General features: G+C 71.8%; 23 protein-coding genes. 16 read left to right on the top strand and 7 right to left on the bottom strand.

Annotation, left to right across the window (positions count from 1 at the left end; translation table 11 throughout):
- The first annotated feature begins 68 nt into the window (after positions 1-68).
- A complete protein-coding gene (locus tag IE290_RS22685) occupies positions 69-239 on the top strand; it encodes a hypothetical protein (RefSeq protein ID WP_191246690.1) in 171 nt (56 codons plus the stop codon).
- A gap of 61 nt (positions 240-300) precedes the next feature.
- On the opposite strand, the gene IE290_RS22690 is transcribed toward IE290_RS22685, so the two are convergent.
- Positions 301-672, bottom strand: a complete 372-nt coding sequence (locus IE290_RS22690) for a HesB/IscA family protein (RefSeq protein ID WP_191246691.1) — start codon at positions 670-672, stop codon at positions 301-303.
- 172 nt (positions 673-844) lie between these two features.
- Between IE290_RS22690 and IE290_RS22695 the strand changes: the two genes are divergently transcribed.
- The 4 genes from IE290_RS22695 (at position 845) to IE290_RS38585 (ending at position 4,163) form a co-directional block, all read left to right on the top strand.
- Entirely contained in the window at positions 845-1,501 is a 657-nt protein-coding gene (locus IE290_RS22695; RefSeq protein ID WP_191246692.1) for a DUF3043 domain-containing protein, read from the top strand.
- Between the two features lie 430 nt (positions 1,502-1,931).
- Positions 1,932-2,921: an aldo/keto reductase family protein gene (locus tag IE290_RS22700; protein ID WP_191246693.1), complete on the top strand. Its 990-nt coding sequence runs from the start codon at positions 1,932-1,934 to the stop codon at positions 2,919-2,921.
- Positions 2,922-2,936: 15 nt separating this feature from the next.
- Positions 2,937-3,980: a nicotinate-nucleotide--dimethylbenzimidazole phosphoribosyltransferase gene (gene cobT / locus IE290_RS22705; protein ID WP_191246694.1), complete on the top strand. Its 1,044-nt coding sequence runs from the start codon at positions 2,937-2,939 to the stop codon at positions 3,978-3,980.
- Between the two features lie 117 nt (positions 3,981-4,097).
- A complete protein-coding gene (locus IE290_RS38585) occupies positions 4,098-4,163 on the top strand; it encodes a hypothetical protein (protein ID WP_373300502.1) in 66 nt (21 codons plus the stop codon).
- A 44-nt stretch (positions 4,164-4,207) separates the two neighbouring features.
- Here the strand turns inward: IE290_RS38585 and IE290_RS22710 are convergent, their stop codons facing one another.
- Positions 4,208-5,311: a branched-chain amino acid aminotransferase gene (locus tag IE290_RS22710; RefSeq protein ID WP_191246695.1), complete on the bottom strand. Its 1,104-nt coding sequence runs from the start codon at positions 5,309-5,311 to the stop codon at positions 4,208-4,210.
- Positions 5,312-5,371: 60 nt separating this feature from the next.
- Between IE290_RS22710 and IE290_RS22715 the strand changes: the two genes are divergently transcribed.
- Positions 5,372-5,680 carry a hypothetical protein gene (locus tag IE290_RS22715; RefSeq protein ID WP_373300497.1) on the top strand — a complete coding sequence of 103 codons (309 nt, stop codon included), beginning with the start codon at positions 5,372-5,374 and terminating at the stop codon, positions 5,678-5,680.
- Here the strand turns inward: IE290_RS22715 and IE290_RS22720 are convergent.
- Complete coding sequence (locus IE290_RS22720) at positions 5,649-6,617, bottom strand: hypothetical protein (RefSeq protein ID WP_229874655.1); 969 nt, start codon at positions 6,615-6,617, stop codon at positions 5,649-5,651. The genes IE290_RS22715 and IE290_RS22720 overlap by 32 nt on opposite strands.
- Before the next feature lie 108 nt (positions 6,618-6,725).
- Here IE290_RS22720 and IE290_RS22725 point away from each other — a divergent pair, with 108 nt between their 5' ends.
- Positions 6,726-8,231, top strand: a complete 1,506-nt coding sequence (locus IE290_RS22725; RefSeq protein ID WP_191246697.1) for a leucyl aminopeptidase — start codon at positions 6,726-6,728, stop codon at positions 8,229-8,231.
- A 55-nt stretch (positions 8,232-8,286) separates the two neighbouring features.
- On the opposite strand, the gene IE290_RS22730 is transcribed toward IE290_RS22725, so the two are convergent.
- Positions 8,287-8,628, bottom strand: coding sequence for an oxidoreductase (locus IE290_RS22730; RefSeq protein WP_191246698.1), 342 nt, complete (start codon positions 8,626-8,628; stop codon positions 8,287-8,289).
- Positions 8,629-8,766: 138 nt separating this feature from the next.
- Here IE290_RS22730 and lpdA point away from each other — a divergent pair, with 138 nt between their 5' ends.
- From lpdA to lipB, 5 genes are all read left to right on the top strand, one after another.
- Entirely contained in the window at positions 8,767-10,140 is a 1,374-nt protein-coding gene (gene lpdA, locus IE290_RS22735; protein WP_191246699.1) for a dihydrolipoyl dehydrogenase, read from the top strand.
- A gap of 41 nt (positions 10,141-10,181) precedes the next feature.
- Entirely contained in the window at positions 10,182-11,966 is a 1,785-nt protein-coding gene (gene sucB / locus IE290_RS22740) for a 2-oxoglutarate dehydrogenase, E2 component, dihydrolipoamide succinyltransferase (protein WP_191246700.1), read from the top strand.
- A 275-nt stretch (positions 11,967-12,241) separates the two neighbouring features.
- Positions 12,242-13,120, top strand: a complete 879-nt coding sequence (locus IE290_RS22745; RefSeq protein WP_191246701.1) for a TIGR01777 family oxidoreductase — start codon at positions 12,242-12,244, stop codon at positions 13,118-13,120.
- Positions 13,117-13,749, top strand: coding sequence for a phosphatase PAP2 family protein (locus tag IE290_RS22750; RefSeq protein WP_191246702.1), 633 nt, complete (start codon positions 13,117-13,119; stop codon positions 13,747-13,749). Before IE290_RS22745 ends, IE290_RS22750 begins: the two co-directional genes overlap by 4 nt.
- A 10-nt stretch (positions 13,750-13,759) precedes the next feature.
- Positions 13,760-14,503, top strand: coding sequence for a lipoyl(octanoyl) transferase LipB (gene lipB, locus IE290_RS22755; protein WP_373300498.1), 744 nt, complete (start codon positions 13,760-13,762; stop codon positions 14,501-14,503).
- Between the two features lie 28 nt (positions 14,504-14,531).
- Here lipB and IE290_RS22760 read toward each other — a convergent pair whose 3' ends face one another.
- Positions 14,532-15,464, bottom strand: coding sequence for an LLM class F420-dependent oxidoreductase (locus IE290_RS22760; protein ID WP_191246703.1), 933 nt, complete (start codon positions 15,462-15,464; stop codon positions 14,532-14,534).
- 17 nt (positions 15,465-15,481) lie between these two features.
- The gene (locus tag IE290_RS22765) at positions 15,482-16,072 is read right to left on the bottom strand and encodes a TetR/AcrR family transcriptional regulator (RefSeq protein ID WP_191246704.1); all 591 of its coding nucleotides are present in this window, start codon (positions 16,070-16,072) and stop codon (positions 15,482-15,484) included.
- 128 nt (positions 16,073-16,200) lie between these two features.
- On the opposite strand from IE290_RS22765, the gene IE290_RS22770 reads away from it, so the two are divergent.
- The 4 genes from IE290_RS22770 (at position 16,201) to IE290_RS22785 (ending at position 19,521) form a co-directional block, all read left to right on the top strand.
- The gene (locus IE290_RS22770; RefSeq protein ID WP_191246705.1) at positions 16,201-16,707 is read left to right on the top strand and encodes a hypothetical protein; all 507 of its coding nucleotides are present in this window, start codon (positions 16,201-16,203) and stop codon (positions 16,705-16,707) included.
- 74 nt (positions 16,708-16,781) lie between these two features.
- Positions 16,782-17,726, top strand: a complete 945-nt coding sequence (locus tag IE290_RS22775) for an oxidoreductase (protein WP_191246706.1) — start codon at positions 16,782-16,784, stop codon at positions 17,724-17,726.
- Between the two features lie 36 nt (positions 17,727-17,762).
- The gene (gene lipA, locus IE290_RS22780) at positions 17,763-18,764 is read left to right on the top strand and encodes a lipoyl synthase (RefSeq protein ID WP_191246707.1); all 1,002 of its coding nucleotides are present in this window, start codon (positions 17,763-17,765) and stop codon (positions 18,762-18,764) included.
- Between the two features lie 100 nt (positions 18,765-18,864).
- Entirely contained in the window at positions 18,865-19,521 is a 657-nt protein-coding gene (locus tag IE290_RS22785; RefSeq protein WP_191246708.1) for a DedA family protein, read from the top strand.
- A gap of 1 nt (position 19,522) precedes the next feature.
- Here the strand turns inward: IE290_RS22785 and IE290_RS22790 are convergent, their stop codons facing one another.
- On the bottom strand, positions 19,523-20,230 hold the full coding sequence (locus IE290_RS22790; protein ID WP_191246709.1) for a copper homeostasis protein CutC: 708 nt from the start codon (positions 20,228-20,230) through the stop codon (positions 19,523-19,525).
- Between the last annotated feature and the right edge of the window lie 5 nt (positions 20,231-20,235).

A 20,235-nucleotide genomic window follows, 5' to 3' on the forward strand; every position in this document is an offset into this window, starting at 1 on the left:
ACCCGCTGACCGACACTACTAGCTGGTAGACCTGTCCGGCGCGCGCTGGTCGCCCTAGCGTCGGCTGCGTGAGCACCGTGACGGAACCGGAGACCATCGCCGAGCTGATCGACGACTGCGCCGACATCCCCGCCGAACTGCGCGCCGCGCACGCCTCGACGCCCCGCCCGCCCGCGCCGCGGGACTGGGCCGTCGACGACGCCTGCCACGCACAGGTAGTCGGGCTGGAGGACTATTAGTTACGCGGACGCGAAAAGGGCGCCGGTCGAAGCATCGACCGGCGCCCTTTTCAGTGCTGGCTCAGTGGAACGAGTCGCCGCAGGCGCAGGAGCCCGTGGCGTTCGGGTTCTCGATGGTGAAGCCCTGCTTCTCGATCGAGTCGACGAAGTCGATCACCGCACCCTCGACGTACGGCGCGCTCATGCGGTCGACCGCGACGCGCAGGCCGTCGAACTCGCGGAACAGGTCGCCGTCGAGCGTGCGCTCGTCGAAGAACAGCTGGTAGCGCAGGCCCGCGCAACCACCGGGCTGGACCGCGATGCGCAGGTGCATGTCGTCGCGGCCTTCCTGCTCGAGCAGTGCCTTGGCCTTGCTCGCCGCGGCGTCGCTCAAGGTCACGCCGTGGGTGGCCTCGGCTTCAGCCTGCGTGCTGGTCTGCTCAGCGGCAGTCATAGCTCTCCCTCGGGGTCTTGCCGTGCACCGGGTTGGGGGTGCTCCTCCTTGGTGGAACACCTGGGCCACCCGATCTGTTCCGGGCTGGTTCCCGCCTTGGCGCTTTGAACCATGGTTACACATCCGCGAGGGGGTTGAACACGTGCGCCGGTGTCTGGAATAAGCTGGTTGAGTGAGGTTTCTCCGTCGTAACAGCACGACCACCGCAGACAGCCCCGAAACCGAGGCCGCCGAGGTGGCCGAAAGCGTCGAATCTCACACCCGGGGCTACACCCCGGCCAAGGGCAGGCCGACGCCCAAGCGCAAGGAGGCCGAGGGCAAGCGCCGCGGCCCGGTCGCGCCGCCGCCGCGGACCATGCGCGAGGCGATGAAGCGCAACCGCGAGCTGCGCAAGTCGAACCCGGTGAGCAAGGAAGAGCGCCGCCGCCTGGCCAAGGAGCGCCAGGAGCGGATGGCCGCAGGTGACGACCGGTACCTGCTGCCGCGCGACAAGGGCCCGGTCAAGGCGTACGTGCGTGATCTCGTCGACTCGCGCCGCCACTTCCTGGGCGCGTTCATGCCGCTGGCGATCGTCGTGTTCGTCGTGCTGCTGGTGCCGTACCCGGCGATCCAGCAGTACGTGACGCTGCTGTGCATGGCCGCGATCCTGGTGATGGCCGTCGAGGGCTACTTCAACGGCCGCCGCATCGCCCGGCTGGCGCGGGAGAAGTTCCCGAAGGAGAACATCAGCGGCCGGTCGCTGGGGTGGTACGCGTTCGTGCGGGCGAGCCAGATCCGCAAGCTCCGGATGCCCAAGCCGCGCGTCAAGGTGGGCGAGAAGGTCTCCTGACCCCGGTGGGAGCCGCTCCAGGCCGTTAGCCAGGCGAACTGAGCTTTCCGGCCGTTGATACTCATCTCGCTCGCGCCTGGGTCAGTGTGCCGGAATTCGGCCAGCCCCTGAACCGGATCCACGCGAGGCCGTTCGGCCACCGCGAACACTGGTGTGCACAGTGCTTCCTCAGTTCGTGAACTTCCCAAGATATTGGGTCGCAGCCTCGTCCGTGCGTCGTACCGCGACACCGCCTCGTCAATTGCCTGCACGAGCCCGCGCGGCGTCCACCATGCGCTGAGATTCAGCTCATCGTCATCTCCTGAGAGCACCGCGTTACCAATCGCAAGCTCCGGTTGCCGAAGCCGCGCGTCAACCATGACCGACCGAGGTCTCCTGGAGCCGCTCCAGGTCGTTAGCCACGCGAACTATTTCCGGTACCCTGCCGGACATGGAGTTTCGCCGTCTCGGCCGCAGTGGCCTGTCCGTCAGTGAGATCGCCTACGGGAACTGGCTCACCCACGGCTCCCAGATCGAGGAGGACCAGGCCCAGGCCTGCATCAAGGCCGCACTGGACGCGGGCATCACGACCTTCGACACCGCCGACGTCTACGCCAACACCGTGGCGGAGTCGGTCCTCGGGCGGGGCCTGGCCGGTCAGCGCCGGGAGAGCCTGGAGATCTGCACCAAGGTGTTCTTCCCGACCGGCCCCGGCGGCCCGAACGATCGCGGCCTCGGCCGCAAGCACATCATCGAGTCCTGCCACGCGTCGCTGAAGCGGCTGCAGACCGACCACATCGACCTCTACCAGGCGCACCGGTTCGACCCGACCGTGCCGCTGGAGGAGACCATGTCGGCCTTCGCCGATCTGGTCCGCCAGGGCAAGGTGCTCTACATCGGGGTGTCGGAGTGGACCGCCGAGGAGATCACGCGCGGCGCGGCACTGGCCCGCGAGCTGCGGATCCCGTTCGTGTCGAACCAGCCGCAATACAACATGCTCTGGCGCGTCATCGAGGCGCAGGTCGTGCCCGCGAGCGAGCGCGAGGGGCTGAGCCAGATCGTCTGGTCGCCGATCGCGCAGGGGGTGCTGACCGGCAAGTACAAGCCGGGCCAGCCGCCGCCCGCCGGGTCGCGCGCCACCGACGAGCGGGGCTCGCAGTTCGTGCGGCGGTTCCTGCAGGACGACGTGCTCGAGCGGGTGGCCCGGCTGGAGCCGCTGGCCGCACAAGCCGGGCTGACGCTCGCGCAGCTGGCGGTGGCGTGGGTGCTGCAGAACCCGAACGTCGCCTCCGCGATCGTCGGCGCCTCGCGGCCGGAGCAGGTGCACGAGAACGTCAAGGCGGCCGGCGTGAAGCTCGAGGCCGACCTGCTCACCGAGATCGACTCGGTGCTGCTGGGCGTCGTCGAAGACGATCCGCGCCTGACCGCCCGCGCGGGCTGACGATAAGTTGGCGCCGTGACTGACGTGTCGTTCGCCGACGTCCCCCAGCCCGACGAGCCCGCCCGCGCCGAGGCCCTCCGCCGGCACGCCGAGCTGCTCAAGCCGGTGTCCTCGCTGGGTCAGCTGGAGACGCTCGGCGCGTGGGTCGCGGCGTGTCAGGGCTCGGTGCCGCCGCGGCGGTTCCAGCGGCCCCGGGTGATCGTGTTCGCCGGGGACCACGGGATCGCCGCGAAGGGTGTCTCCGCCTACCGGCCGGAGGTCACCGGGCAGCTGGTGGCCAACCTGCTCAAGGGCGCCGGCCCGGTCGCGGTCGCCGCGGCGGTGGCCGGCGCCGGGCTGCGGGTGGTCGACATCGCCGTCGACGGGGAGACGCCGGTCGCCGAGTTCAAGGTCCGGGCCGGCTCCGGGTCGATCGACGTCGAGGACGCGCTCACCGAGGACGAGGTGCACGCCGCGCTGCGGGCCGGGATGGCGATCGCGGACGCCGAGGTGGACGAGGGCACCGACCTGCTCGTCGCGGGCAGCGTCGGGGTCGGGGTGAGCACGCCGGCCGCGGTGCTGGTCGCCGCGCTGACCGGGGCCGAGCCGGTGGCCGTGGTGGGCCGCGGATCGGGCATCGACGACAACGCCTGGATGCGCAAGACCGTCGCGATCCGGGACGCGCTGCGCCGGGCCCGCGCGGTGCTGCCCGATCCGGTCGCGCTGCTCCGCACGGCGGGCGGCGCGGATCTGGCCGCGCTGGCCGGTTTCCTGGCGCAGGCCGCGGTCCGCCGGACCCCGGTGCTGCTGGACGGCCTCGCGGTCGGCGCGGCGGCGCTGGTGGCCGAGGAACTGGCGCCCGGCGCGCGCTCTTGGTGGCAGGCCGCCCACCGCGACGCCGAGCCGGCGCACCAGATGGTGCTGGAGCACCTCGACCTGAAGCCGATCGCCGACCTGGGCATCCGGCTCGGCGACGGCACCGGCGCCGCGGCGGCGCTCCCGCTGGTGATCACGGCCGCGCGGATGCTCACGGACCTGCCGACGCACGCGGAAGCCGGGGTCACGCCACCGAACGCTTGATCCGGTCGCCGGCGTGAACGCGCTGGTGGAGGGCGGGAAACGGCATGGCGCACCAGGTCGGCGAGCCGGCGTGAGCCACCCCGTCTGACCGTGCGGACGCTGCACCACTACGACCACGTGGGTCTCGTGCGCCGGTCCGGGCGGACACACTCCGGGCACCGGCGCGCAAACGCCGCCTCGTGACAGAGCCGCCCCGCCGGGCGAACCGGCGGGGCGGCTTCATGTGATCAGGACAGTTTGTGCATCCAGCCGTGCGGGTCGGGCCGCGTGCCGTCCTGGATGCCGGTCAGCTCGGCGCGCAGCTTCATCGTCACCTCGCCCGGCTGGCCGCCCGCGATCGTGAACTCGCCGCCGGCGTGCTTGACCCGGCCGACCGGCGTGATGACCGCCGCGGTGCCGCACGCGAACACCTCGGTCAGCTCACCGGACGCGGCCGACTTCTCCCACTCGTCGGTGGAGATGCGGCGCTCCTCGATGCCCAGGCCGTGGTCGGCGGCCAGCTTGATCAGCGAGTCGCGCGTGACGCCGGGCAGCAGCGAACCGGACAGCTCCGGCGTGACGATCCGGGCGTCCGCGCCCGAACCGAACACGAAGAACAGGTTCATGCCGCCCATCTCCTCGACGTAGCGGCGCTCCACCGCGTCGAGCCACACCACCTGGTCGCAGCCCTGCTCCACGGCCTGCGCCTGCGCCACGAAGGACGCCGCGTAGTTGCCCGCGAACTTCGCCGCGCCGGTGCCGCCCGGGGCCGCCCGCACGTACTCGGTGGACAGCCACACGCTCACCGGCTTGACCCCGCCGGTGAAGTACGAGCCGGCCGGCGAGGCGATCACCAGGTACAGGTACTCGCTCGCGGGCGCGTTCACGCCGAGCCCCACCGAGGTGGAGATCATGAACGGGCGCACGTACAGCGTGTCGCCCGGCTTGCTGGGCACCCAGCGCTCGTCGGCCGCGATCAGCTCGTGCAGCGAGCCCAGGAACAGCTCCTCGGGCAGCTCCGGCATCGCGATACGCGCCGCCGACCTGCGGAAACGGGCCGCGTTGGCGTCCGGGCGGAAGGCGGCGACCGATCCGTCCGGCTGCCGGTAGGCCTTCAGGCCCTCGAAGATCGCTTGCGCGTAGTGCAGCACCGAGGTGGCGGGGTCGAGCGTGATCGGTTCGTAGGGCCCGACGTTCGCGTCGTACCAGCCGCGGTCCTTGCTGTACTTGATCGTGACCATGTGGTCGGTGAAGAACGTCCCGAAGCCCGGCTTCGCCAGTACCTCGGCTACACGCTCCGCGGAAGCGGGAGACGGGTGCGGGGTACGGGTGAAGGGCAACGTGGTCGTCATTCGACCAGGATAACGGTTAGTTGGACTTCCGAGAATCGCCTACTCCCCTACCATGACCGCGTGACCGCCAACATGCCGCAGCCCGCCACGCCGAACTCGGTGTCCGCCGGACCCGCCTCCGACGTCAAGACGTTCGTCACCGCCGTCCTGCTCACCTTCGCGGTGGGTGAGCTGACGCTCCTCGGCTACGCCCTGCTCGGCGTGTTCGGCGGGATCATCGGCCTGGTCGGCGGCATCTTCGGAATCGTGTGGTGGCGCAGCATCCACGACAAGAAGGTGTTCCCGCGCGACCTGCCGGCCAAGTCGGTGATCATCCTCGCGGTCGCGACCGCCCTAATCACGCTGGTGGCGTTCCTGCTCGTCGCGTGAGGACGGCGCCCGCCGCGACGGCCCCGACCGTCCCCAGTAGATAGACCGGCGGCAGCCAGGCCAGCAGCGTCACGGCCAGTACCGCCGCCACCACCGCGCGCACGGTGATCCCGGTGATCATCGACAGCACCGCGGTGACCAGCACCTCGGCCAGCGCGGCCGCGGCGGCCAGCAGCAGCGCCTGGTCCGGCTCCAGCAACACGGCCACCACCGCGGCGATAAGTCCACACGCGACGGACAGCCGCGGCCGGGTCAGTTCCGCGCGCACCTGGCCCAGCGCGAGCAGCGCGGCGGGCACAGTGGACAGCACGACGACCCCGGCCAGCAACGGATCCAGCACCTGCCCGTCCAGCGCCGCCAGCGCGTCGCGGACGGGCACCCCGGACAGGGCCAGCCGCACCGGGCCGAGCTGGTACAGCGCGCCCGCGCCGATCGCCAGCACCGCCAGCACCGAACCCACGAGCCAGGACGGGTTGCGCCGGGGCAGCAACGGGAACAGCACCGCGCCCGCCGCGAACAGCCCGCCGATCGTGAAGTCCGGCGCGGTCACCGGTTGCGCCGGCTCGATCGCGAAGCTCAGCGCCACGAACCCGGCGCCGGCCACCAGCAGGACGCCCAGCAGCCACGCCCGGGCGTACCGGGCCAGCCGCAGTCCGGCGGCGTCGGCGGCGGTGATCACGAGCACGACGACCGCACCCGCCCACGCCTGGCCGGGGAACAGGTAGGCGGCGAACACCGCGGCGCACAGCGGCACCAGCGCGAGCCGGGAGACCAGGCGCGTCGCGGCCAGCAGACGGGCCGGGTTCGGCTCCAGCGCGGGGGGCCGCGGCACGCAGAACGCCAGCAGCGCCGCCACCACCGCGCCGCCCAGCAGCCACCAGCCGCCCGCCCGCGCGCCCACGGCCAGCGCGATCAGCAGCCCCGCCGCCAGCCGCACGCCCACCACCTGCCTCTCCCGCCGGGCTCCGTCCTCATTAGCATGGCTCACTACCCGGCCGGGTACCCGACCCGGCACGACCGTCGATGGATGCGCGAGGAGCCACAAGTGACCGTGCCGAAGTTTGCCCTGATCGAGAACACCGGCGCCGCGCTCGACAAGAGCCGGGCCGAGGTCGTCGTGGTCGGGACGCTGCAGGGCGACAAGGCCGTGACGCTGGCGCCGGGTGCCGAGGCCGTCGACGAGGCCTTCGACGGGACGCTCGCCGAGCTGCTGGGCACCGTGGGCGCGACCGGCAAGGCCGAGGAGGTCGTCAAGCTGCCCACGCTGGGCAAGCTGCCCGCCGCGGTGGTGCTGGCCGTCGGCGTGGGCAAGGCGGCCGACGACGGCACCGTGACCGCCGAGCAGGTGCGCCGCGCCGCGGGCGCCGCCGGGCGCGCGCTGGCCGGCACCGCGCGGGCGGTGTCGACTCTGTCCGCTGTGGACCTGCAGGCCGCGGTGGAGGGCACCGCGCTGGGCGCCTACAAGTTCACCGAGTACAAGTCCGAGCCGGGCGACGCGCCGGTGGCCGCGGTCGACTTCGTCTCGCCCGCCGAGGGCGCCAAGCGGGCGCACACGGCCACGCTGAAGGCCGCGACCGCGATCGCCGAGGCCGTGATCATCGCCCGCGACCTCATCAACACCCCGCCGAACGACCTGTTCCCGGCCTCCTTCGCCGAGCGCGCCCGCAAGCTGGCCGAGGCCAACGACCTCGACTTCGAGGTGCTCGACGAGAAGCAGCTCAAGCGCAAGGGCTTCGGCGGGATCCTGGGTGTCGGCGGCGGCTCGTCCCGCCCGCCGCGGCTGGTGCGCGTGTCGTACAAGGGCCCGAAGGCGGCCAAGAAGGTCGCGCTGGTGGGCAAGGGCATCACGTTCGACTCGGGCGGCATCTCGATCAAGCCGGCCGCGAACATGGACCACATGACCTCGGACATGTCCGGGGCCGCCGCGGTGCTCGCGTCGGTGGTGCTCGCGGCCAAGCTCAAGTACCCGCTCGAGGTGACCGCCAACATCCCGCTCGCGGAGAACCTGCCCTCGGGCACCTCCTACCGCCCGGGTGACGTGCTGAGCATGTACGGCGGCAAGACCGTCGAGGTGCTCAACACCGACGCCGAGGGCCGCCTGGTGCTGGCCGACGCGATGGTGCGCGCCGCCGAGGACGACCCGGACTACCTGATCGAGACCTCGACGCTGACCGGCGCGCAGATGGTCGCGCTGGGCAACCGCACGGCCGGGATCATGGGCTCGGACGACTTCCGCGACCGGGTGGCGGCGATCGCGCAGGCGACCGGCGAGGGCGGCTGGCCGATGCCGCTGCCCGAGGAGCTGCGCGGCGACCTGGACTCGCGGCTGGCCGACCTGGCGAACGTGACCGGGCACCGCTGGGGCGGGATGCTCGCCGCCGGCATCTTCCTGCGCGAGTTCGTCGCCGACGGCCTGCCGTGGGCGCACATCGACATCGCGGGCCCGTCGTTCAACACCGGCGCGCCGTGGGGCTACACCGGCAAGGGCGGCACGGGCGTCCCGGTGCGCACCATCGCCGCGGTGCTAGCCGACATCGCCGACCAGGGCTGACGATCACCGCGACGTGGTGGCCCCGCACGCGCGGGGCCACCATCGTGCGGCCGGATCAGCTCTGCGCGCGCTTCTGCCGCTCTGTGTATTCGCGCATGCGCTTGGGGTAACCGACTTTCGCGACCTCGTAGACCGGGATCGAATGCTTGCGCCCGAACTGCTGCGCGGCGTCCAGGCTGCCGATCCGCCGCCGCGTCCATTCGCCGTCGTGGGCGATGAGGACGACCGTGGTCTCGGTGACCGTCGTCCGCGGCTCCACGTACGCCTCGACGCCCCGCCGCGCGGCCGCCCAGCCCTCCAGATGACGCAGGTCAGCGTCACTGGCCCGGCGCAGCGTGCCCGGTTTCCCGGCGCCGCGTCTGCGCTTCAGACCGTCGAACAGACCCACCTCGACCACCTCATCTCCGCCTGCCCTCCCCCGCCATTATCCCGGCGATCAGAAGTGCGCCGATTAACACACCCGGCTACCTCGCAGCGCCGGACTCCGTAGTGACAAGATGATGAGGGTTTGGACGTAAAACGAGGAGTAAATGACGTGAGCGACGCTGGCGCCGACCTGGTGATCCTCGGTGGCGGATCCGGCGGCTACGCCGCGGCTTTCCGCGCCGCGGAGCTGGGCCAGTCCGTCATCCTGATCGAGAAGGACAAACTGGGCGGGACCTGCCTGCATCGCGGCTGCATCCCGACCAAGGCACTGCTCCACGCCGCCGAGGTCGCCGACACCGCCCGCGAGGGCGAGCAGTTCGGTGTGAAGACCACGCTGGAGGGCGTCGACATCGCCGGCGTCCACAAGTACAAGGACGGGGTCATCAGCCGCCTGTACAAGGGGCTTCAGGGCCTGGCGAAGGCCCACAAGGTCACCGTCGTCGAGGGCACCGGCACGTTCGTCGGCGGCACCACGGTCGAGGTGGACGGCACACGGTACACGGGCAAGAACCTGATCCTGGCCACCGGCTCGTACTCGAAGACCCTGCCGGGCCTGGAGCTGGGCGGCCGCATCATCGCCAGCGACGAGGCGCTGACCCTGGACTGGATCCCGGAGAAGGTCGTCGTGCTCGGCGGCGGCGTCATCGGCGTCGAGTTCGCCAGCGTGTGGGCCTCCTTCGGCGTGGACGTGACGATCGTCGAGGCGCTGCCGCGGCTGGTCCCGGCCGAGGACGAGTTCGCCAGCAAGCAGCTCGAGCGCGCGTTCCGCCGCCGCAAGATCAACTTCAAGACCGGCGTGAAGTTCACCGGCGCCAAGCAGGACGACAACGGGGTGACCGTGTCCCTGGAGTCCGGTGAGACGCTGGAGGCCGACCTGCTGCTGGTCGCCGTCGGCCGCGGCCCCAACACCGCGGGCCACGGCTACGAGGAGGCCGGCGTGAAGATGGAGCGCGGTTTCGTCCTCACCGACGAGCGCCTGCGCACCAACCTGCCGAACGTCTACGCCGTCGGCGACATCGTGCCCGGCCTGCAGCTCGCGCACCGCGGCTTCGCGCAGGGCATCTTCGTCGCCGAGGAGATCGCCGGCCTGCAGCCGAAGGCGATCGACGAGGCCGGCATCCCGCGCGTCACCTACAGCCACCCCGAGGTCGCCTCCGTGGGCCTGACCGAGGCGGCGGCGAAGGACCGCTACGGCTCCGACGTGAAGACCTTCACGTACGACCTGGCCGGCAACGGCAAGAGCCAGATCCTCAAGACTTCCGGCGCGATCAAGGTGATCAAGGCGCCGGACGGGCCGGTCGTCGGCCTGCACCTGGTCGGGGACCGGGTCGGCGAACTGATCGGCGAAGCCCAGCTGATCTACAACTGGGAGGCCTTCCCGGAGGACGTCGCTCCGCTGATCCACGCCCACCCGACCCAGACCGAGGCCCTCGGCGAAGCACACCTTGCCCTGGCCGGCAAGCCACTGCACGTGCACAGCTGAGCCGGACCGCAGCCGACAAGATTCAAGGGAGTCAATTCACGATGGCCTTCTCCGTCACACTGCCGGAGCTCGGGGAGAGCGTTACCGAGGGCACCGTCACCCGCTGGCTGAAGCAGGAGGGTGACACGGTCGCGGTCGACGAGCCGCTGCTGGAGATCTCCACCGACAAGGTCGACACCGAGGTCCCGTCGCCGGTCGCCGGCACGCTGCAGAAGATCGTCGCCCAGGAGGACGAGACCGTCGAGGTGGGCGGCGAGCTCGCCGTGATCGACGACGGGTCCGGCGGCGGTTCCGCCCCGGCCCAGGAGCAGGAGCCCGCGCAGCAGGCCGAGCCGGAGCCCCAGCCTGAGCCGCAGCAGCAGGCCGCCCCGCAGCAGGAGGCGCAGCCCGCGCCGAGCGGTTCCGCGCCGAGTGGTTCCGCTCAGGGCACGCCGGTCACGCTGCCCGAGCTGGGCGAGAGCGTCACCGAGGGCACCGTCACCCGCTGGCTGAAGTCGGTCGGCGACACCGTCGAGGTGGACGAGCCGCTGCTGGAGATCTCCACCGACAAGGTCGACACCGAGGTCCCCTCGCCGATCGCCGGCACCCTGCTGGAGATCAGCGTGCAGGAGGACGAGACCGTCGAGGTCGGTGGCACGCTCGCCATCATCGGCGACGCGAGCGCCGCGCCCGCCCCGCAGCAGGAGCAGCAGAAGGCGCCGGAGCCCAAGCCCGAGCCGAAGCCGGAGCCCAAGCCGGAACCGAAGCCCGAGCCGACGCCGGCCCCGGCCGCGCAGGCGCCGGCGCCGCAGCAGCCGCAGCAGCCCGCGCCCCAGCAGCCGGCTCCGCAGCCGCAGGCCGCCCCGGCCGCGAGCGACGGCAACGGCAGCGGCCCGTACGTCACCCCGCTGGTCCGCAAGCTCGCCACCGAGCACGGCATCGACCTGGCGACGGTGACCGGCAGCGGCGTCGGCGGCCGCATCCGCAAGCAGGACGTGCTCGCGGCGGCCGAGGCGAAGCAGAAGCAGAGCGCGCCGGCTCCCGCCGCGCAGGCTCCGGCGGCGGCCGCGCCGAGCGCCCCCGCCGCGAAGGCCCCGGCGGCCCCGTCGCCGGAGCTGGCCGCGCTGCGCGGCACCGTGCAGAAGGCGAGCCGGATCCGCCAGGTCATCGCGCAGCGCACCCGCGAGTCGCTGCAGACCTCGGCGCAGCTGACCCAGGTGTTCGAGGTGGACGTCACCAAGATCGCCCGGCTGCGCCAGCAGGCGAAGGCCGCCTTCCAGGAGCGGGAGGGCGTGAAGCTCACGTTCCTGCCGTTCTTCGCCAAGGCGACGGTCGAGGCGCTCAAGCAGCACCCGAACATCAACGCCTACCTGGACGAGGAGAAGAAGGAGATCACCTACTTCGGCGAGGAGCACCTCGCCGTCGCGGTGGACACCGAGAAGGGCCTGATCTCCCCGGTCATCCACAAGGCGGGCGAGCTGAACCTGGCCGGCCTGGCCCGGGCGATCGCGGACATCGCGGCCCGCACCCGCGCGAACAAGATCAAGCCGGACGAGCTGTCGGGCGGCACCTTCACGGTGACCAACCTGGGCAGCAACGGCGCCCTGTTCGACACGCCGATCATCAACCAGCCGCAGTCCGGGATCCTGGGCGTCGGCGCGGTGGTGAAGCGACCGGTCGTGGTGACCGACGCGGACGGGCAGGACACCATCGCCATCCGGTCGATGGCCTACCTGGCCCTGACCTACGACCACCGCCTGATCGACGGCGCCGACGCGGGCCGGTTCCTGACCACGATCAAGAACCGCCTCGAAGAGGGCCACTTCGAGGACGAGCTGGGTCTGTAGCCGCTTGACTGGAGACCCCCTCCTCCAGCGTTCCGGAATTGCGGAACAACTGGAGGAGGGGGTCTTCGTGGTTTCCAGGGCTGGTTCGTCGAACGCGGCCGGCTGAACCCCGACGAGCCCGTGCGGCTCGGCGACTGGGAGGCGCACTACCCGTTCGGCGCTGGGCATCCCCCACACCGACCGCGGCACCGCACTCGATCCGGACGCCACGTTCCCTCACCGCAACTGCGGTGAGGGAACGTGCGCGAACCGGCGGCGTGAGCAACCATCGGGGTATGCGAGTACTGATCGCCGGCTCCAGCGGGCTCCTCGGCTCGGCGCTCGTCGCCGCGCTGCGCGACTCCGGGCACGACGTGCGCCGCCTGGTGCGGCGCCCGGCCCGAGCCGCGGACGAACACTCGTGGGACCCGCCGGCCGGCCGGATCGACGACCGCGCCTTCGAAGACGTCACCACCGTCGTCAACCTGTGCGGCTCGCCGATGGGACTGCGGTGGAGCGCGGCGCGCAAGCAGATGATCCGAGACAGCCGCGTCGAGCCGACCGAGGTGCTGGCCGAAGCCGTCGCCGAGTACCGGATCCCGACGCTGGTGAACGCCTCCGGCATCGGCTACTACGGCGACACCGGCGACACGGTCGTCACCGAGGAGTCACCCCGGGGCGAGGGGTTCCTGGCCGAGCTGTGCGAGGCGTGGGAGGCGGCGACGGCCGCGGCGGCCGAGGCCGGCTCGCGCGTGGTCAACCTGCGCACCGGCCTGGTGCTCGCCAAGGACGGCTTGCTCGGGCCGCTGAAGCCGCTGTTCTGGCTCGGCCTGGGCGGGCGGCTCGGCGACGGCCGTCAGTACATGCCCTGGATCAGCCTGCGCGACCACGTGGCCGCGATGCGGTTCCTCATCGAGCACGAGACCCTGTCCGGCCCGGTGAACCTGTGCAACCCGGAACCGGCGACCAACGCCGAGTTCACCCGCGCGCTCGGGCACGCGCTGCGGCGGCCGGCGCCGTGGTGGGTGCCCGGCATCGCGCTGCGCGCCGCGCTCGGCGAGGTGGCCGACGAGATGGCGCTGATCTCGCAGCGCGCGGTGCCCGCGGTGCTGGAGAAGGCCGGGTTCACGTTCGTGCACACCGATCTCGAGGGCGCGTTGGCGGTCGCCCTTTGACCAGGTGGCTCCCGCTCGGCGGCGCGTTCTTCGTCCTGTTCCTGGGGCTGGGCGTGGCCGTTTCCCGGCCGCCGTTCGCCGTCGACCTGGCCGTGGCGGGCCTGGTGCAGGGCTGGTGGCGGGGCACCCCGGGGCGGGTGGCGCAGATCGTCAGCGACGCGTTCGGGCCGGTCGTGCCCGCGACGTTCGCGATCGCGCTGGCCGTCGGGATCCTGGTGTGCTGGCGCCGGGGCCTGCGCTTCCAGGCCGGCGTCTCGCTGCGCGTGCTGGCGGTGCTCGCCACGACCCGGCTGGTGAGCGTGGTGTTCAAGCCGCTGTTCGACCGTGACCGGCCGCGCGCGTACCCGGAGTTCAGCTACCCCAGCGGGCACGTGGTGTCGATCTCCAGCACCGGTCTCGCGGCGACGCTGCTGTGCCTGTGGCTGGCGCCCCGGGCCACCAAGTGGGTCGTGACGTTCTTCTCGATCGCCACCGTGCTGTGCGCGGCGAGCCGGGTGGTGCTCGGGGTGCACTGGGTCAGCGACACCGTCGGAGCTGTTCTCGGCGTGCTCGGCGTGGGTTTTCTCACGGGGTGGGCGGTGCGGTTGCTACCGCCACAGCCCGTGCCGTCGCGGACGACGTCGGCGTAACCTGCCAGACGTGAGTCCAAAGTCCTGCCGCGCCACCAGCACCCCCGTCACCGTCAAGACCGTCGGCACCATCGACTACCTGCAAGCCTGGGAGCTGCAGCGGGAGCTGGTGAACGCGCGGGCGGACTGCGCGGAGGCGCCGGACACGCTCCTGCTGCTGGAGCACCCGTCGGTCTACACCGCGGGCAAGCGCACGGAGGAGTCCGACCGGCCCACCGACGGCACGCCGGTGATCGACGTCGACCGCGGCGGCAAGATCACCTGGCACGGGCCCGGACAGCTGGTCGGGTACCCGATCGTGAAGCTGGGCGACCCGATCGACGTCGTGCACTACGTGCGGCGCCTGGAGGAGGCGCTGATCCGCGTGTGCGACCAGTTCGGTGTCTACACCGGACGGGTCGAGGGCCGCAGCGGCGTGTGGGTGCCCGCCGACGAGCGCGGGCCGGAGCGCAAGATCGCGGCCATCGGCATCCGCGTGCAGCGCGGCGTGACCATGCACGGCTTCGAGCTGAACTGCAACGCCGACCTGACCGCGTTCGACAAGATCGTGCCGTGCGGGATCCGGGACGCCGGGGTCACGTCGCTGTCGTTCGAGCTGGAGCGGGACGTCCCGGTCGCCGAGGCGCTCCCCCTGGCCCGCGACGCCGTGCTGGCCGCGCTGGACGGCGAGCTGGCGGTGTCGGACGACCGGTGGCTGCGCCGCGAGGAGACCGCGCCCACGGCGCCGGGCGTGACGTTCGCCCTCCGGCCCTGAGCCGCGCCCAGGACCGGAGGAGGCGCGGTCACAGCTGCGGGGCGACCTTCGAGGCGATCAGCTCGAGGTGGTCCAGGTCGGACAGGTCCAGCACCTGCAGGTAGAGCCGGGTGACTCCGGTGGCCTCGCGGTAGCGGCCGATCTTGTCGACCACCTCGTCGACGGTGCCGGCCAGGCCGTTCTGCTTCACCTCGTCGGTTTCGCGGCCGATCGCGGCGGCACGGCGGGCGAATTCGGCGTCGTCCTTGCCGACAGCCACCACTTGGGCCGCGGAGCGGATGACCGCCTTCGGGTCGCGGCCGATCTCGCGGCAGGCGGCGTCCACGCGCTCGAACTGGGCGGCGGCGGTGCCGGCGTCGACGAACGCGGCGTTGAACTCGTCGGCGAAGCGCGCGGCCAGCGCCGGGGTGCGCTTCTTGCCGGCGCCGCCGATGATCACCGGCGGGCGCGGCGACTGGGCCGGCTTGGGCAGCCCGGGCGCGTCGGCGAGCTGGTAGTGCTTGCCGTCGAAGGAGAACGTCTCGCCCTCGGGGGTCTCCCACAGGCCGGTGATGATCTCCAGCTGCTCGGCGTAGAGGTCGAAGCGCTCGGCGATCTCCGGCATCGGGATGCCGTAGGCCTGGTGCTCGGCGTCGTACCAGCCGGAGCCGAGACCGAAGTCGACCCGGCCGCCGGACATCTGGTCGACCTGCGCCACGGAGATCGCCAGCACCGACGGGTGCCGGAACGTCGCGGCGGTGACCAGCGTGCCCAGCCGGATGCGGGAGGTCTCGCGGGCCAGCGCGCCGAGGGTCACCCAGGCGTCGGTCGGGCCGGGCAGCCCGGAGGCCGAGCCCATCTTCAGGAAGTGGTCGGAACGGAAGAAGGCGTCGAAGCCGTTGTCCTCGGTCGCCTTGGCGACGCGGAGGAGGTCGTCGTAGCTCGCGCCCTGCTGGGGCTCAGTGAAAATCCGAAGGTCCACGAGCCCACCATATCGATTCAGGTGCGCCGGACGCGGTGCAGCAGCTGCACGATCACGCTCTCGATCTGGGCGCCGACCTTCTTCGGGTCCGGTGAGCTCGCGATCTCGGTCGCCGCGCTGTGCAGGGCGCCGAACAGCAGCCGCGCGGTGATCTCGACCGGGACCTCGTCCACCTCGCCCGCCTCGATCAGGTCCTCCAGGCTCGAGCGGATCAGCCCGAAGCTCGCCCTGTCCTCGGCCTCCCGCCAGCGCTCCCAGCCCATCACCACCGGCGCCTCGTGGATCGCGATGCGCTGGTAGGCCGGGTCGAGGCAGCTGGAGATGAACTCACGCAGCCCGGCCAGCGCCCGTTCCCACGGCGTGCCGCTGCCGCCCATGATCTCTTCCAGGCGGCCGAAGACCCGGCTCTCGACCTTCTCGAACGCTGCTTCGAAGAGCGCCTGCTTTCCACTGAAATGGTGGTACAGGGCACCTTTGGTGACGCGGGCGCGCTTGGCGACCTCATCGAGCGAAGTGCTCGCGTAACCCCGTTTGGTGAACAGCTCCACCGCGCTGTTCACCAGGGCCGACCGCGTGGACTCCGAATAGTCGAGACGCCTGGACCGCATTGTCACCACGCTCACAAGCTTACGCCGGTTTCCGTTTCCATACCCGTGGTATGTTCGCGGTGTCGGCACCATACCGACGGTATGCTTCAAACCCAGAGTATGGCCGGGGTCACAAGAGTGGAGGACCCATGAGCTGGAACGACTTCTACCGACGGCGCGACATCCTGGACGCCGTCCTGACCGCGGCGGCCCGCGACCCGCAGGGCCGGCTGCCCTTCGACGAGATCCCCGGAGCCGCGGAAGCCTTCGGCACGCGCGAGAACCTCGTGGCCGCGCTGCACTACCGGTGGACCCAGCTGCTCAGCGGCCACCTGCGCGCCCAGACCGAGGGCATGGGCGAGCACGACGACCACGTGGACGCGGTCAAGCGGGCGTTCACCGCGGCCGTGCGACGCGACCGCACCCTCTACGAGGTGGTCGCCGCCCACCGCGACTCCTACCCCGCGCTGAAGACCGCGCACCGCGCCGAGCAGGCGATGCTCGCCGTCGCCGCCGGGCTCGCGGAGCCGGACGAGCCGGTGGACGAGGTCGCCAAGGTCGGCGCCGCCTTCGAGGCACTGCTGACCGAAGGCCCCGGCCTGCGCCCCGCGCGGCCGTTCAACCGCCTGCTGCGGATGCTGGCCCCGAGCGCTTGATCCTCTTTAGGGCCCGCCCGTCTCCCACCGCCGCCCTCAACGGTGACGCTTCGCGTCGCTCTACTATCTCGGGCATGAAAACCTGGACCGAGGCCGACATCCCCGACCAGACGGGTCGCACGGTTCTCGTCACCGGCGCGAACTCCGGCCTCGGTCTGCAGACCTCGCTGGTGCTCGCCGCCAAGGGCGCGCGCGTGCTGATCGCCTGCCGCAACCCGGAACGCGGCGAGCAGGCCCTGCGCACCGTGTCCGCGGGCGCGGCGGTCACCCCCGAACTGATCTCCCTGGACCTCGCCGACCTCGCCTCGGTGCGCGCGGCCGCGCAGCGCGCCGAAGAGATCACGGGCGGCCGGCTCGACGTCCTGATCAACAACGCCGGCCTGATGGCCGCCCCCAAGGGCCGCACCAAGGACGGTTTCGAGCTGCAGTTCGGCACCAACCACCTGGGGCACGCGGCGCTGACCTGGCTGCTCATGCCCGCCCTCCGGCGCGGCACGGACGCGCGCGTGGTGACGCTGTCCAGCCTCGCCGCCACCGGTGGCCGCGTCGACTTCGACGACCCGGGCTTCGAGCACCGGCGCTACAACCCGGCCGCGGCGTACGCGCAGTCCAAGATCGCCAACCAGATCTTCGCGCTCGAGCTGGACCGCCGCCTGCGCGCCGCCGGTGACGACGTGATCAGCGTGGCCGCCCACCCCGGCTACACGGCCACCAGCCTGAACTCGAACATGGCCAACGCGCAGGGCCACCCGGTCGTGCGCAAGGTCGTCGGCGGGGTGACCTTCCTGGGTGACCTGCTCATCGCGCAGGGTGTCCGGACGGGCGCGCTGCCGTCCCTGATCGCGGCCACCGCGCCGGACGTCAACGGGGGCGACTACATCGGCCCGCGCCTGTTCCGCGGCATCCGCGGCAACCCCACGGTGGTGCCGCCGCTGCGCGCCGCGCTGGACCGCGAGACCGGCCGCAAGCTGTGGGATCTGACCGCCAAGCTGACCGGCGTGACCCCCGACCCAGCGTAGGTCATCCGCCGCTTCCGGAGGCGTACGCTGGGGCGCGTGACTGTTGTGCCTGAAGGTCGGAAACTGCTGCGGCTCGAGGTCCGCAACAGTGAAACCCCGATCGAGAAGAAGCCGTCCTGGATCAAGACCCGCGCGAAGATGGGGCCGGAGTTCACCGAGCTCAAAGGCCTGGTCCGCCGGGAGGGCCTGCACACGGTCTGCGAAGAGGCGGGCTGTCCCAACATCTACGAGTGCTGGGAGGACCGCGAGGCGACGTTCCTCATCGGCGGCGACCAGTGCACCCGCCGCTGCGACTTCTGCCAGATCGACACCGGCAAGCCGGCCGCGCTGGACCGCGAGGAGCCGCGCCGGGTCGCCGAGAGCGTCCAGGCGATGGGCCTGCGCTACTCGACCGTCACCGGCGTCGCCCGCGACGACCTGGAAGACGGCGGCGCCTGGCTCTACGCCGAGACCGTCCGCCAGATCCACGCGCTCAACCCGGGCACCGGTGTCGAGCTGCTGATCCCGGACTTCAACGCCGACCCCGCCCAGCTGGCCGAGGTGTTCGGCTCCGCGCCCGAGGTGCTCGCGCACAACGTCGAGACCGTCCCGCGGATCTTCAAGCGCATCCGCCCCGGCTTCCGCTACGCGCGGTCGCTGGAGGTCATCACCCGCGCCCGCGAGGCCGGGCTGGTCACCAAGTCGAACCTGATCCTCGGTATGGGGGAAACCCCCGAGGAGGTCGAGCCGGCGATGCGCGACCTGGTGAACGCGGGCTGCGAGATCCTGACGATCACCCAGTACCTGCGCCCGTCGGTGCGGCACCACCCGGTGGACCGGTGGGTCAAGCCGGAGGAGTTCGTCGAGCACGCCAAGGTCGCCGAGGGCCTCGGGTTCGCCGGTGTGATGGCCGGGCCGCTGGTCCGCTCGTCCTACCGCGCCGGACGGCTGTACGCCCAGACCAAGCGTCACCGCGGCGAGGAGCTGCCGGCGAACCTCGCGCACCTGGCCGAGGCCGGGCCCGCCGCGCAGGAGGCCAGCAGCCTGCTGACCCGCTGAAAGTCGGGGGAATTCCCTGACGAAAGTGCGCCGCGAGCCCGATACCGTGCACGGTAGTTTGAAGGGGTCAGCAGGGGCGTAAACGGACAGGGGATCGCACGTGGCGTTGGTAACCGACATCCTGGAATGGCTGCAGGCACTGCCGCAGCCGGCGTTGGTCGGCGCGACGGGCGCGCTCGTGTTCGCCGAGTGCACGATCGGGCTGGGCTTCATCGCCCCGGGCGAGTCGGGACTGCTGGTCGCCGCGACCACCGCCAACACCGCGCCGCGGTTCCTGATCCTGTGGGCGGTGGTGGCGGTGTGCGCCACCCTCGGCGACTCGCTCGGGTACGCGATCGGGCGGAAGTTCGGGCCGCGGCTGCGGGAGACCAAGCTGATCCAGAAGTACGGCACGGACGCCTGGGACAAGGCGACCGACGTGCTGCACCGCAGGGGCGCGTGGGCGGTGTTCTTCGCCCGGTTCCTGCCGGTGATCCGGACGCTGACACCGGCCGCGGCGGGCACCTCCGGCCTGGAGTTCCGGAAGTTCCTGCCGGCGGCCGCCGCGGGTGCGGTCAGCTGGTCGCTGCTGCACATCAGCCTGGGCGCCGCCATGGGCGAGGCGGCCAAGCGCATCGAGGGCGTGATGAACACCGGCGGCCTGATCGTGGTCGGTGTGCTGGTCGCGGTGGCCGTGTTCTTCCTGCTGCGGTGGAAGAAGAAGAAGGCGATGGGCAAGCTCGAGGAGCGCCCCACGGAGCCCAGCAAGGCGGAGTGAGTCACCGCGCGGCGGCGATCAGCTCCTTCGCCGCCTCGACGTCGAGGGTGGCGTGCACGCCGAAGTCGACGGCCGTCGCCGGGGTCTGTTCGGCCGGGCGGCGCGGCGCGGCGTGCACGTGCCGGACCCCGGTCGCGTCGAGCACCTGACGGACGTTGTGCGGCCGGATCCCGCCACACGCCATCACCGCCAGCCGGTCACCCGCGGCCGCGGTCATCCGCGCCAGCACCGGCGCACCCTCCACCGCGGTCGGAGCCTGGCCGGAGCTGAGCACCCGCCGCACACCCAGCTCCGCCAGCACCTCCAGCGCCGCGAACGGGTCCGCGCACACGTCGATCGCCCGGTGGAACGTCACCTCCCGGCCGCCCGCGGCGGCTACCAGCTCTCCCACCACGACCCGGTCGACCCCGCCGGCCGCGGTCAGCGCCCCGACCACCACGCCCGCCGCCCCGGCCGCGACCGCGTGCCGGACGTCGGCGAGCATCGCGTCCACCTCGGCCGGCGCGTAGCGGAACCCGCCGTCGCGCGGGCGGATCAGCGCGTGCACCCCGGCCCGCGCGCAGCGCGCCAGTGTGGCCGCGAGCAGCCCCGGCCCGGGCGTCAGCCCACCGAGCGCCCCGGCGGCGCACAGCTCGACGCGGTCGGCGCCGAGCCGGTCCGCGGCGATCGCACCGTCCACAGTGTCCGTGCTCAGCTCGACGAACGCCATCGCCG

The organism is Amycolatopsis deserti, from assembly GCF_014653945.1.
Classification (GTDB): Bacteria; Actinomycetota; Actinomycetes; order Mycobacteriales; family Pseudonocardiaceae; genus Amycolatopsis_E; species Amycolatopsis_E deserti.